The 12,428-nt window shown below is 62.3% G+C and carries 11 protein-coding genes; 10 read left to right on the top strand and 1 reads right to left on the bottom strand.

The window, feature by feature from the left end; all coding sequences use genetic code 11:
* Window positions 1–73 precede the first annotated feature (73 nt).
* The 8 genes from FA94_RS28685 to FA94_RS28650 all read left to right on the top strand — a co-directional run bounded on the left by FA94_RS28685 (window position 74) and on the right by FA94_RS28650 (window position 10,800).
* Window positions 74–970, top strand: a complete 897-nt coding sequence (locus tag FA94_RS28685) for a MipA/OmpV family protein (RefSeq protein ID WP_035557716.1) — start codon at window positions 74–76, stop codon at window positions 968–970.
* A gap of 188 nt (window positions 971–1,158) precedes the next feature.
* Window positions 1,159–3,270 (top strand): catalase HPII, encoded by a 2,112-nt coding sequence (gene katE / locus FA94_RS28680; RefSeq protein WP_035557714.1) that lies wholly within the window; start codon window positions 1,159–1,161, stop codon window positions 3,268–3,270.
* Window positions 3,271–3,500: 230 nt separating this feature from the next.
* On the top strand, window positions 3,501–7,055 hold the full coding sequence (locus FA94_RS28675; protein WP_035557711.1) for a response regulator: 3,555 nt from the start codon (window positions 3,501–3,503) through the stop codon (window positions 7,053–7,055).
* 52 nt (window positions 7,056–7,107) lie between these two features.
* Window positions 7,108–7,953, top strand: a complete 846-nt coding sequence (locus tag FA94_RS28670) for a CheR family methyltransferase (protein WP_035557708.1) — start codon at window positions 7,108–7,110, stop codon at window positions 7,951–7,953.
* A 6-nt stretch (window positions 7,954–7,959) separates the two neighbouring features.
* Window positions 7,960–8,589, top strand: a complete 630-nt coding sequence (locus FA94_RS28665; protein ID WP_035557705.1) for a chemotaxis protein CheB — start codon at window positions 7,960–7,962, stop codon at window positions 8,587–8,589.
* 9 nt (window positions 8,590–8,598) lie between these two features.
* Window positions 8,599–9,726: a hybrid sensor histidine kinase/response regulator gene (locus FA94_RS28660; RefSeq protein WP_035557702.1), complete on the top strand. Its 1,128-nt coding sequence runs from the start codon at window positions 8,599–8,601 to the stop codon at window positions 9,724–9,726.
* Between the two features lie 118 nt (window positions 9,727–9,844).
* Window positions 9,845–10,387, top strand: a complete 543-nt coding sequence (locus FA94_RS28655; protein ID WP_035557699.1) for a helix-turn-helix domain-containing protein — start codon at window positions 9,845–9,847, stop codon at window positions 10,385–10,387.
* Entirely contained in the window at window positions 10,384–10,800 is a 417-nt protein-coding gene (locus FA94_RS28650; protein ID WP_035557696.1) for a VOC family protein, read from the top strand. Before FA94_RS28655 ends, FA94_RS28650 begins: the two co-directional genes overlap by 4 nt.
* Before the next feature lie 41 nt (window positions 10,801–10,841).
* On the opposite strand, the gene FA94_RS28645 is transcribed toward FA94_RS28650, so the two are convergent.
* Complete coding sequence (locus FA94_RS28645) at window positions 10,842–11,156, bottom strand: winged helix-turn-helix transcriptional regulator (RefSeq protein ID WP_035557693.1); 315 nt, start codon at window positions 11,154–11,156, stop codon at window positions 10,842–10,844.
* Between the two features lie 246 nt (window positions 11,157–11,402).
* Between FA94_RS28645 and FA94_RS28640 the strand changes: the two genes are divergently transcribed.
* Together FA94_RS28640 and FA94_RS28635 are read left to right on the top strand one after the other, a co-directional pair.
* Window positions 11,403–11,717 (top strand): YdhR family protein, encoded by a 315-nt coding sequence (locus FA94_RS28640; RefSeq protein WP_035557691.1) that lies wholly within the window; start codon window positions 11,403–11,405, stop codon window positions 11,715–11,717.
* Between the two features lie 49 nt (window positions 11,718–11,766).
* On the top strand, window positions 11,767–12,423 hold the full coding sequence (locus FA94_RS28635; RefSeq protein ID WP_035557688.1) for an HAD family hydrolase: 657 nt from the start codon (window positions 11,767–11,769) through the stop codon (window positions 12,421–12,423).
* The last annotated feature ends 5 nt before the right edge of the window (window positions 12,424–12,428 follow it).

The raw sequence follows: 12,428 nt of genomic DNA, 5'->3' as shown, positions 1-12,428 counted from the left end.
GGTCCACAGGCCACCGCGAACCTCGGGCGAGAACATAACCCTCTTCGCGATACGCGAGAATCGGAGGCTTCTGGTGTTGAACAGCCGTAGAAAGCGGATTGGCAAGTTCCGCAATAAACAAACAAGCATCGCGGCGACGTCTCTGGTGGCCGTGACCCTGGGCGGCATTTCCTTCCTGCCGGGCTCTGCCATGGCACAAACGCCTTCGCCACTCAACGAATGGCAATACTCGGTCGGCATTCCGCTGCAGAAGATGTGGCAGCCGAACATCCCCGACTGGCAGGTGCGCCTCGGTTTGGCCTCCTCGTTCCAGCCGCGCTACGAAGGTTCGGATCGCTACCACGTAATGGGCGGCCCGAGCATCGACGTGCGCTACAAGGACCTGTTCTTCCTTTCGAGCGGCGAAGGCTTCGGGGTTAACTTCGCGCAAGGGCAGAACTGGCGCGCCAGTCTGGCTGCGGTTTACGATCTCGGCCGACGCGCTCACGACGATCCGCAGGAGCTGAACGGCCTCGGCAATATCAACGCGGCGCCGGGCGTCAAACTGGCCGGCGAATACGTGATCTCGAAAGATTTTCCGCTGGTGCTGCGCGCGGACGTGCGGCGCTATTTCGGCGGTTCGAACGGTTGGACCGGCGACTTCGGCGCGTATATGCCCATGCCGGGCAGCACGAAGAAGTTCTTCTGGTTCGCCGGCCCGAACGTGTCGCTGGCGGACTCCACGTATATGAATAGCTGGTTCGGCGTGAATCAGAATCAGGCGGCGAAATCGCAGTACTCGCAATATCACGCGAGCGCCGGCTTCAAGTCGGTGGGCTTCGGCATCAGCGCGGTGTGGCTATTCAACAAGCACTGGTTCGCGACTGCGGACGGTGCGTACGAGCAACTGGTGGGTAGTGCAGGTAATAGTCCGATCACGCACCGCAAAGCGAACGGCGTCGCGGATATCTCGATCAACTATCGCTTCTGACATAGCGTATTCACACGTTTCAACCTGAAGGACGCGGCGGCGTACCGAGCGCCATTGCTTGACGTACGCCGCGTTTTTCGTCCACCCGCCAACGCGACGCCTGCTCGCGGGAATATCCCTTGCTGCCTTCTCTCCATGCGTGAGACCGGATTCCCCCCGGCACGCCCGAACGCAAGGAGCAGATCCCCATGGCTGGTAAAACGAGTACGCACAAGCCCGCACCGAAAAACGCGCCGGCGAGCGATCCGAAATCGCAAGACCTCGAACAGTTTCGAGCGAGTCCGCAAGGCGAGGCGCTGAGAACCAATCAGGGCGTCAAGATCGCCGACAACCAGAACACGCTGCGCGCGGGTCCGCGCGGTCCGTCGTTGCTGGAAGACTTCATCATGCGTGAGAAGATCACGCACTTCGACCACGAGCGTATTCCGGAGCGCATCGTGCACGCGCGCGGCTCGGCGGCGCATGGCGTGTTTCAGGTCTACGAGTCGATGCGCGAATACACCAAGGCCGCATTCCTGCAGGACCCCGGCGTGCAGACGCCGGTGTACGTGCGTTTCTCCACGGTGCAAGGCCCGCGCGGTTCCGCCGACACGGTGCGCGACGTGCGCGGTTTCGCGGTGAAGTTCTACACGCAGGAAGGTAATTACGATCTGGTCGGCAACAACATGCCGGTGTTCTTCATTCAGGACGCCATCAAGTTTCCCGACTTCGTGCACGCGGTGAAACCGGAAGCGCCGAATGAAATGCCGACCGGCGGCTCCGCGCACGACACCTTCTGGGACTTCGTGTCGCTCGTGCCCGAATCCGCGCATATGGTCTTGTGGACCATGTCGGACCGCGCGATTCCACGCAGCCTGCGCACCATGGAAGGCTTCGGCATTCACACGTTCCGTTTCGTCAACGCGCAGGGCAAAGGTCGTTTCGTCAAGTTTCACTGGCGGCCGGTGCTGGGCTCGTACTCATTGCTATGGGACGAAGCGCAGAAACTCGCGGGCAAGGACCCGGATTTTCATCGGCGGGATTTGTGGGAAGCGATCACGCGGGGCGATTTCCCCGAGTTCGAACTCGGCGTGCAGATTGTTGAAGAAGAGGACGAGCACAACTTCGACTTCGATCTGCTCGATCCGACCAAGCTGATTCCCGAAGAGTTGGTGCCGGTGAAGATCGTCGGCAAGATGACCCTCAATCGCAATCCGGATAACTTTTTCGCCGAGACGGAACAGGTGGCGTTTCATCCGGGGCATGTCGTGCCGGGTATCGATTTCTCGAACGACCCGCTATTGCAAGGGCGTTTGTTCTCGTACACGGATACGCAGATCAGCCGGCTGGGTGGGCCGAACTTTCACGAGATTCCGATCAACCGGCCGGTCTGTCCGTTCATCAACAATCAGCGCGACGCGATGCATCGCCAGACGATCAACGTCGGGCAGGCTTCCTACGAACCGAATTCGCTGAGTGGCGGCTGGCCGAAGGAAACCGATCCCGCGCCCAGCGACGGTGGTTTCGAAAGTTATCAGGAGCGCGTGGAGGGCACCAAGATCCGCGTGCGCAGTGAATCGTTCGCCGATCATTTCTCGCAGGCCGCGCTGTTTTATAACAGCATGTCGCAGCCCGAGAAGGACCATATCGCCGCCGCGTATCAGTTCGAACTCGGCAAGGTCAGCAAGCCGGAGATTCGCGCGCGCGTGGTGAACGAGATTCTCGCGAACTTCGACGCGGGGCTCGCGGCGACCGTCGCCGAAGGTCTGGGCTTGCCCGCGCCGAAGAAGGGTACAGCGAGGCTGAGCGGTCCCAAGGATTCCCCGGCCTTGAGTCTGCTGAACCGTGTGAAGCCCGGCATCAAGACGCGCAAGATCGCGTTGCTGGTCGCGCCGGGTTCCGATGGCGCGGCGATCAGGAAACTGCAGCAGGCGCTGCAGGACGAAGGCGCAACGCCCATGCTGATCGCCCCGACGCTCGCGCCGATCGACGGCATGGCGCCCGACGCGACGATTGCCGGCTTGCCGTCGATCATGTTCGACGCCGTGATCGTCCCAGGTGGCGAGGCGGGTGCGAAGCGGCTCGCGCAATCGGGCGACGCGCGGCATTTCGTGCTCGAGGCGTTCAAGCATCTGAAGGCGATTGCGGCGCTCGGCGCGGGGCGTGACGTGCTCGCCGCGGCGCAGTTGCCGGACAACGCCGACGGCGTCGCCACCGGCGACGACAAGCAGGTCGCCGATGTGCTGAAGGCGTTCATCGCGGCGGCGGAACAGCATCGCGTGTGGTCGCGCGCGGCGCTGGCGGAGACCGTGCCGGCGTAGGCGTATTTCAGCTTCCTTCGCATGCTTTGCACGGCTGACTCGCGTCAGCCGTGCAAACTTGCGTGGATCGGCAACAGCCCCGCCCAGCAAGCCTGAGCCGTCGTATAACGCCTCAAAAATGGGCCCCTTCCTGTATGATGACGCGGGTCGTTCAACGACATACCGCTCCGCGCGAAAAATCCGAAAAATATGCCGAATCGACTTGATTCGCTAAGCCGAAGACAGAAAAAATGACCGCATCTCAGGCCGTCGACCAGAATCGTTTTCGCAGCATCATTCGCCGTAACATCGCGCTGCCTTTAGGCGTTGGCCTGGTCACGATGGCGGTGTTCGTCGGGCTGATCGCGTATCTCGTGTCCACCATGAACTGGGCCGAGCACTCCGAACGCGTGATCGGCCAGGCCAACGAAATGCTGCGCCTCGCCGTGGATCGCGAATCGTCCATGCGCGGTTTCCTGATTACGGGCGACGAGAGCTTCCTCGTGCCTTATGAAACCGGTGGGCCGAAGTTCAAGACGCAGATTGAAATGCTGCAGCAGATGGTGTCGGACAATTCGCCGCAGGTCGTCAAGCTCAAGGAGATCGAGGCGATTCAGCAGCGCTGGTCCCGCTACGCCGAAGAGATGATCGACGCGCGCCGCCGCAACCAGAACTATGAAGCCGCGGTGGCGAGCGGTCGCGGCAAAATCGAATTCGACGAAACACGCCGCGAATTCGGCGATTTTCTCGACGTCGAATTGCGCCTGCGCCAGGACCGAGGCGATGCGACCCGGCGCGTTACCACCACGCTGGTGGGCGTATTCCTGCTGTTCAGTCTGAGCGTGAGTGCGCTGCTTGCGTGGATGGGCCGCCGCGAATTGTTGAGCCTGTCTTCGACTTACGACGGCGTCTTGCGGCAGCAGACCGAACAGACCGAGATGTTGCAGGAGCAGGTGTGGTTGCGCTCGGGGCAGCGCTTGCTGGCCGAGAAGGTAGTCGGGCAGACGACCCCGCAACTGGTGGGCCGCGCGGTGCTCGATTTTCTCGCCCAGTATCTGGACGCTGCTGTTGGCGCGCTCTACATTCGCGACCGGCAGCACGGCACGCTGCGCCGTATCGCCGCGTATGGCTTTAGCCGCGAAAGCGAGCAGGGCAGCGCGCGCAATTTCGAAGAGGGCGAAACGCTGATCGGCCAGGCCGCCGCCGCGCGCCGCACGCTGGTTTTGCGCGACCTGCCGGACAATTACGTGCAGGTCGTGTCGGCCACCGGCAAGAGCGCGCCGAAAAATCTTCTCATCATGCCGATCGTCAACGACGGGCAGGTGAACGGCGTCATTGAACTCGGCTTTATTCGCGAGTTGACCGTGCGCGATCAGGAGTTCATGGAGCTGATCGGCAACGCGCTGGGCGACTTCGTCGAAGCCGCGTTGTATCGCGAACGTCTGCAGGATGCGCTGGCCGAAACGCAGCAACTGAACGAAGAATTGCAGGTGCAGCAGGAAGAGTTGCGCGTCTCGAACGAAGGCCTCGAAGAGCGCGGCCGCGCGTTGATGGAATCGCAAGTGCGGCTCGAAGCGCAGCAGGCCGAACTGGAACAGACCAACGTGCAGCTCGAAGAATACGCGCAGCGTCTCGAGCGGCAGAAGTCCGATCTGTTGCGCGCGCAGGACGACCTCGCGGCCAACGCGGAACGCCTCGAACAGTCGAGCCGCTACAAGTCCGAGTTTCTTGCCAACATGTCGCACGAACTGCGCACGCCGCTGAACAGTTCGCTGATTCTTGCCAAGCTGCTGCAGCAGAACCGTACGGGCAACCTGAGCGACGAGCAGGTGCGCTACGCGGAAACGATCCACGCGTCCAATAGCGATCTGCTGGTACTGATCAACGACATTCTCGATCTGTCGAAGGTCGAGGCCGGTCAGGTCACGGTCGAACTCGAAACGGTGTCGATCGACGCGACGCTGCAGTCGCTGGAAGAAATGTTCAAGCCGTTGGCGGCCGCCAAGCATTTGCGGCTTCACTTCGAACGTACGCCGGGTACGCCCGATACCTTTGTCACCGATGGTCAGCGCGTCACACAGATTCTGCGCAATCTGCTCTCGAACGCGGTGAAGTTCACCGAGCGTGGCGAAGTGGCGCTGTCGATCGCGGCGTCGCAGGACAACATGCTGCGCATCGACGTGCGCGATTCCGGCATCGGTATTGCGGGGGACAAGCTGGAGATGATCTTCGAAGCGTTCCAGCAGGCCGACGGTTCCACCAGCCGTCAATACGGCGGCAGCGGTCTGGGGCTGTCGATCTCGCGTGAGTTCTCGCGTTTGCTGGGTGGCCGGATCACCGTGGCCAGCGAAGTCGGCAAGGGCAGCGTGTTCACGCTGTGGCTGCCGGTCGATGCCGAGGCGGCTCTGGCGGAGGGGCATAACGCGCCGACGCCGATGCCGGCATTCGCGCCGGCGCATGCAGTCGCGCCGACGGCGGCCGTGGCGCAAGCCGAACCGCCACTGGTCCGCGCGCCGTCGAGCTTCAACCAGACGGCCGTCATTACGCCCGCCAACGGTCTGAGCCTCGGCGACACGCCCGAAACGACCGGCGGCGCGATCGCCGACGACCGCGACAACCGCACGCGTACCGGCCGCCTGATCGTCGCGGTCGAAGACGATCTCGCGTTCGCCGAAATCCTGCGCGATCTGACGCACGAACTCGACTTCGATTTCGTCCACGCCAGCAATGCGGCGAGCGGCCTCGCGCTGGTGCGCGACATGCGCCCGGCGGCGGTGCTGCTCGACGTCGGTTTGCCGGACCGCTCCGGCCTGACGGTGCTGGAGTGGCTGAAGAACGATCCGCTTACGCGTCACATTCCGATTCACATCGTCTCGGCCACCGACCACGCCGACAAGGCGCTGCATCTCGGCGCGATCGGCTACACGCTCAAGCCGACCGCGCGCAGCACGATGGAAGCCGCGATTCGCCGTCTGGAAGCGCGCCTGCAGCAGCGCATCAAACGCGTGCTGGTGATCGAGGACGACGGACCGATGCGCGAGAGCATCCGCGCGTTGCTGCAAAGCGAAAACACCGAGATCGTCGCGGTCGCCACGCTCGCCGAAGCGCTGGACTATCTGACGAAGTTCAGCTTCGACTGCGTGGTGACCGATCTCGCGCTGCCCGACGGCACCGGCTACGATCTGCTCGAACGGCTCGCCGCGAACACCGCGCATGCCGCGCTGCCGGTGATCGTCTACACGGGCCGCATGCTGTCCGACGAGGAAGAGCACCGCCTGCGCCGCTATTCGAAGTCGATCATCATCAAGGGCGCGAAATCGCCCGAGCGTTTGCTCGACGAAGTGACGCTGTTCCTGCACAGCGTGGAGTCGTCGCTGGCGCCGGAACAGCAGCGCATGCTGCGCACCGTGCGGCAGCGCGACAACGCGTTCGAAGGCCGCACGATTCTGCTGGCCGAAGACGACGTGCGCAATATTTTTGCGCTCTCGCACGTGCTGGAGCCGCTCGGTGCGAAACTGCAGATTGCGCGCAACGGACGCGAGGCGCTCGAGGCGCTGGAGAACGGCCCCGAAGTGCATCTGATCCTGATGGACATCATGATGCCGGAGATGGACGGGCTGACCGCGATGGGCGAGATTCGCCGCAACGCGCGCTTCGCGCATCTGCCGATCATCGCGCTGACGGCGAAGGCCATGGCGAACGACCGCACGCGCTGTCTCGAAGCCGGCGCGGACGACTACGTGTCCAAGCCGATCGATGTGGACAAGCTGGTCGCGCTGTGCCGCGTCTGGCTGCGTCAACGGTAAACGGTCGTCGCGGGAACCCGATAAACCAGTCTGAACGGATGAGCCTGAACGAATGAGTGGGTCTGAATTCGACGCGCCGCAACGCATCAGCGATTTCGACATCGAGTTGAAATTGCTGCTGGAGGCGATTTACCTCAAATACCAGCACGACTTTCGCCACTACGCGATGTCGTCGCTGCGGCGCCGGCTGTCGCAGGCGCTCGAGGAATTTGGCCTGAAGACGCTCTCGCAGTTGCAGGATCGCATCATGCGTCACGGCGACGAATTCTCGCGGCTGTTCCAGTACCTGACGGTGCAGGTGAGCGACATGTTTCGCGATCCCGCGTATTTTCTGGCGCTGCGCGAACATGTGTTGCCGCGTTTGCGCACGTATCCGTCGATCAAGGTGTGGGTGGCGGGCTGCAGCACCGGCGAAGAACTCTGGTCGCTGAAGATCCTGTTCGACGAAGAGGGCTTGACCGAGCGCACGCTGTTCTACGCGACCGACATCAATCCGGACGCGCTCGCGCGCGCCGAGTCCGGCATCTACGCGCTCGACCGGATTCAAGGCTTTACGCAAAACTATCTGGCGGCGGGCGGCAAGCGTTCGTTGTCCGATTACTATCACGCCGCGTATGGCGGCGCGCGCTTTGCCGGCTCGCTGAAAGATCGCGTGGTGTTCGCGGACCACAGCCTCTCGACCGACGAAGTCTTTCTCGAAGCGCACCTCGTGTCGTGCCGCAACGTGCTGATCTATTTCGATCGCGGCCTGCAGGATCGCGCGTTGGGCCTGTTCGAAAACGCGCTGGTGCGGCGCGGTTTTCTCGGCTTGGGCAGCAAGGAAAGTTTGCGTTTTTCCCGTCATTACGAAGCGTTCGACGAGTTTCGTTCGAGCGAACGTATTTATCAGAAGCGCTAGGCCGCCATGTCAGGCTCAACCGTTCAGCCCGCTACTGCCGCCGCCCAGCCAGGCAAGGCCGAGTCGCGCGCGTACGAGCTCGTGGTGATCGGCGGCTCGGCGGGCGGGATCGAAGTGCTGAACGTGCTGCTCGGCGCATTGCCCGCGGACTTCGCGGCGGCGGTCATGATCGTCACGCATTTGCCGCCCGATTCGCCGAGCTATCTGGTGCCGGCGTTCACGCATCGCTGCGCGTTGCCGGTGCTCGAACCCGATGCCGGCGAGCGGATTCTGCCTGGGCGCGTGCATGTTGCGCCGCCCGGTTATCACATGCTGGTCGAAGTCGATCGCACCGTGGCGCTTTCCACCGATGCCGCGGTGCGCTTTTCGCGGCCTTCGATCGACGTGTTGTTCGAGTCGGCGGCGGCGGTGTGCGGCGCACGCTTGCTGGCGATTCTGCTGTCCGGCGCCAATGACGACGGCGCGCAAGGGTTGAAGCGCGTGCGAGCGTTCGGCGGGACCACCTGGGTGCAGGCGCCGGACACCGCCAGCTCGCCCGAAATGCCGCGCGCCGCGATCGAAACCGGCGCGGCCGATTACATTTACACTCCCGAAACTATGGCGCTGCGGCTTGCCGCATTGCCGGCCTCTCTCTGACCCGATGCCATGACGAACTCACCCGTGAACATTCTGATCGTCGACGACATCGTCCACAACATCACCGCGCTCGAAGCGTTGCTGGCGCGGCCGGACGTGCACGTGCTGGTGGCGGATTCGGGCACCGCCGCGCTCGATCTGCTGCTCAAGCACGAGGTCGCGCTGGCGATTCTCGACGTCAACATGCCCGGCATGAACGGCTTCGAGCTCGCGGCGTTGATGCGCGGTAGTCCGCGCACGTCGCATGTGCCGATCATCTTTCTGACGGCGACCGCGCAGGACGCTTCGCGCACGTTCCGTGGCTACGAGGCCGGCGCGGTCGACTTTCTGTACAAGCCGTTCGATCCGCGCATTCTTCAGTCGAAGGTCGACGTGTTCGTGCAACTGGAACAGCAGAAACGCCAGCTCGCGGCGCAGCTCGTCACGACGCGGCAAATGCTCGAAGCCAACGAAATGCTGATGGCGGTACTGAGCCACGATTTGCGCACGCCGCTCGGCGCGGTGCTGGCGTCGGCGGAATATCTGATGCGCACCGCGGCCGACGAGCAGTCGATTACCGTCGCCACGCGCGTGAAGAACAGTTCGCTGCGCATGGCGCGGATGGTCGATCAACTGCTCAATCTGGCGCGTCTGCAGGGCGGGCGGCTACCGTTGCAGCCGCGCTCGATCGAACTGGCGACGCTGTGCCGCTCGGTGATCGACGAATTCGCGTCACGCGAGAACGGCAAGCGCATCGTGTTTACGAGTAGCGGCAATAGCAGCGGCGCGTGGGATATGGATCTGGTGTGGCAGGCCGTGTCGAATCTGGTCAGCAATGCGCTGCATCACGGCGCGGCGGGTGGCGATATCGGCGTCGAGGTGGACGGCGAGGCGGTGGATTCGGTGCGTCTGAAGGTGGCCAATCGGGGCACGATTCCGTCGGAGGTGTTTCCGCATCTGTTCAAGGCGTTTGGGCAGAACACCAGCGGCGCACGTTCGCGTGAAGGTCTGGGGCTCGGCCTGCATATCGTGCAGGAGATTGCGCGGATGCATGGCGGCAACGTCAGCGTGAATTCGGATGAAGTGGCGGGCACGGTGTTCACGATCGAACTGCCGCGGATGGTGACGTTGCAGCGTGGGTCGTTTACCCGCAAGTGATGCGCGTTTGAGTGTGCTTTTTTAAGGCCTTTGCAGGATTTCTCAGGCGCTTGCCGCGCTTTGCTGCGGCTGGCGTTGAGCCTAAACTACGCGCATACCGCCAGCTTCCCTGGAACTCATGCGCGCTCTCCAAGACCGTCACGCCCAGCCGCCTGTCTCATCGCCCGCACCGGCCGGCGCCGATGCGTTGGAGGATCCGGCCTTGCTGCGCCGCCTGCTGCGCGCCAAAGACCGCATGGACGCCGCTTCGCACGAGGCTTGGCCCGTCAAACATCTGGCTGAAGTCAGCGGCGTTTCTGAAGCCCATTTCGCGCGCTCCTTCAAGCGGGCTTTCGGCGTTCCGCCGCATCGGTATCTGCTGACTCGGCGCATCGAACAGGCCACCACCTTGCTGCGCGACACCGATCTCAGCATCACCACGATCGCCTTCACGACCGGCTGGGAGAGCCTCGGCACCTTCGGCCGCATCTTTCGCGATATCACCGGGAAAAGTCCGGGCGCCATGCGCGTCGATCTGCGAGCCGGCATGCCTGAACTCGAACGCGTGCCGGCCTGCGTACTGAAGGCCGCGCAACGCCCGGATCTCAACATCGCAGTTTTGGAGAAGCGCCGCCGCGTGACCGACGATACAGTCCCGTCATCAACCAGGGAGGTGTCATGAATCAAGGTGTCAATGTGGTGGGTTTGTACGTGGATAACCAGGACGAAGCGCTGACGTTCTACGTCGATAAACTCGGCTTCAAGGTCCATACCGACGTGCGCAATGGGTCGTATCGCTGGCTCACGGTGCAGCATCCGGATCAGCCTTCGTTCCAGCTCGGGCTGTTCGTGCCTGGCCCGCCGATTCACGACGAAGCCACCGCGCAAACGCTGCGGGCGATGGTCGCGAAAGGCGCGATGCCGCCGCTGGTGCTCTCCGTGGATGACTGTCGCGCTACCTATGCGAAGCTGAAAGCCTGCGGTGTGGAATTCACCCAGGAACCGGTGGAGCGTTTTGGTAGCGTGGATGCAGGGTTTCGCGACCCGGCCGGGAATGGCTGGAAGATGATTCAGGCACCGGCAGGTTCGAAGTAGTCAAGCCTGTGTGACTGGCGTGAAGTGATGCCGGCCCGGCATCACTTGCACCAGGTCTCCGCCCAATTACTTAGCGGCCGTAACGCCAACCGTAACGCCACGCCGGCCTCGGTCAGACAGTATCCCTGTCCTTGATGATCGATGAGCCCCGCTTCCCGCAATTCCTTGAGTCGCGTATTGAGCAGACTGGGATTGGTTTCGGCCGCTTCCTGCAACGCGCGAAACGTTAGCGGCTCGCCCCGCAATTCCCACAGAATGCGTAACGCCGCCCGGCGCCCGAGCAGATCGAGCACGACCATGATAGGGCGGCCCGTTGTCGACCCGCGTACTGGCTGACCTACTTTCGGTATCTTCATGCTTTACTTTTCATAGCAACGTGTCCAGGATATGCTATTGAAAATATAGCACGCGGAGATCACCTGCCTGCCCGTATTGCGCCCGTTGAGCCGCCATTTCCGCCAGCCATCCATGAAGCGCTGGAGAAGATCATGCCGCCAGACGTGTCGCCGCCTGGCCTCTTTACCACGATCGCGCGCGACCAGCGGGCTCCGCAATGAGTCGGCGATGTATCCAACGGTTGTTACTACGGAAGGAGCGTTTCGATGATCACCGTCATCACGTCGTTCAGGTTGCCAGAGCCGATCACACGCGAAGAGGCACGAAGTCTTTTCCTGAGTAAGGCCGCGAGATATAGAGGCGTGCCCGGCCTTGTGCGTAAGTACTATGTCCTGTCGGAAGACGGAAGCGCCGCCGGTGGCGTCTATCTCTGGCGCTCGCGCGCCGAAGCGGAGAAGATGTACACCGAGCACTGGAAAGTACTAGCGCAGGAGACATTCGGCGCGGCTCCTTCGGTCACGTACTTTGAGAGCCCTGTCGTGGTCGATAACGTGATGGACCAGATTCTCTCTGACGAATAGGTCGCGGATTAAAGCGCGGCTATCTGAACCTCAAACCGGGAGCCTCTTAATGTCAGTTGGACATGTCGAAGCCATCCTGTTCGACTTCGATCTCACGCTGGCCGACTCGTCCAGCGGGATCGTGGAATGTACACGGTACGCGTTACGAGCAATGGGATTCGCGGAAGTCGGGAGCGGGCTGATCCACTCCGTTATTGGTCTGCCGTTACAGGCAATGTTCCGCACGTTGACGGGAAACGGAGAGGCAGAACGCGCCGATGAATTCGCGCGTCTGTTCGTCGAGCGGGCCGATGAAGTGATGGTGTCATCGACTCGAATCTATCCGGAAGTTCCCGATCTATTTGAACGGCTGCGCGCCGAGGGCATCGGTGTGGCAATCGTGTCGAGTAAGTTTCGCTACCGCATCGAAGCGATTCTGGATGTCGCCCGCTTGCGCCCGTTGGTGGACGTGATTGTTGGCGCGGAGGACGTGCAGCGTCACAAACCCCACCCCGATGCGCTTGTGCTGGCATTGACGCAATTGCGCGTGGCAGCCGCTTCGGCGGTGTACGTGGGCGACCATCCTGTCGATGCCGACGCGGCGCGGGCTGCCGGCGTGAGCTTTATTGGCGTGGTGAGCGGCACGATGTCGGGCGAGCGTTGGTCCGCGAGAGGCGAGCGGTGCGTGGCGGAACATATTGGAGAACTGGTTCAGTTAGTACGCTGATATCA

It is taken from the genome of Burkholderia sp. 9120, assembly GCF_000745015.1.
In the GTDB taxonomy this organism is placed as follows: domain Bacteria; phylum Pseudomonadota; class Gammaproteobacteria; order Burkholderiales; family Burkholderiaceae; genus Paraburkholderia.
This window is presented reverse-complemented; position numbering and strand designations above follow the sequence as displayed.

Coding starts and splice junctions, on each gene's coding strand:
- FA94_RS28655 (WP_035557699.1), top strand. CDS start 9,845: ATGCGCGCTCTCCAAGACCGTCACGCCCAGCCGCCTGTCTCATCGCCC.
- FA94_RS28670 (WP_035557708.1), top strand. CDS start 7,108: ATGAGTGGGTCTGAATTCGACGCGCCGCAACGCATCAGCGATTTCGAC.
- FA94_RS28660 (WP_035557702.1), top strand. CDS start 8,599: ATGACGAACTCACCCGTGAACATTCTGATCGTCGACGACATCGTCCAC.
- FA94_RS28640 (WP_035557691.1), top strand. CDS start 11,403: ATGATCACCGTCATCACGTCGTTCAGGTTGCCAGAGCCGATCACACGC.
- katE (WP_035557714.1), top strand. CDS start 1,159: ATGGCTGGTAAAACGAGTACGCACAAGCCCGCACCGAAAAACGCGCCG.
- FA94_RS28665 (WP_035557705.1), top strand. CDS start 7,960: ATGTCAGGCTCAACCGTTCAGCCCGCTACTGCCGCCGCCCAGCCAGGC.
- FA94_RS28645 (WP_035557693.1), bottom strand. CDS start 11,156: ATGAAGATACCGAAAGTAGGTCAGCCAGTACGCGGGTCGACAACGGGC.
- FA94_RS28650 (WP_035557696.1), top strand. CDS start 10,384: ATGAATCAAGGTGTCAATGTGGTGGGTTTGTACGTGGATAACCAGGAC.
- FA94_RS28675 (WP_035557711.1), top strand. CDS start 3,501: ATGACCGCATCTCAGGCCGTCGACCAGAATCGTTTTCGCAGCATCATT.
- FA94_RS28635 (WP_035557688.1), top strand. CDS start 11,767: ATGTCAGTTGGACATGTCGAAGCCATCCTGTTCGACTTCGATCTCACG.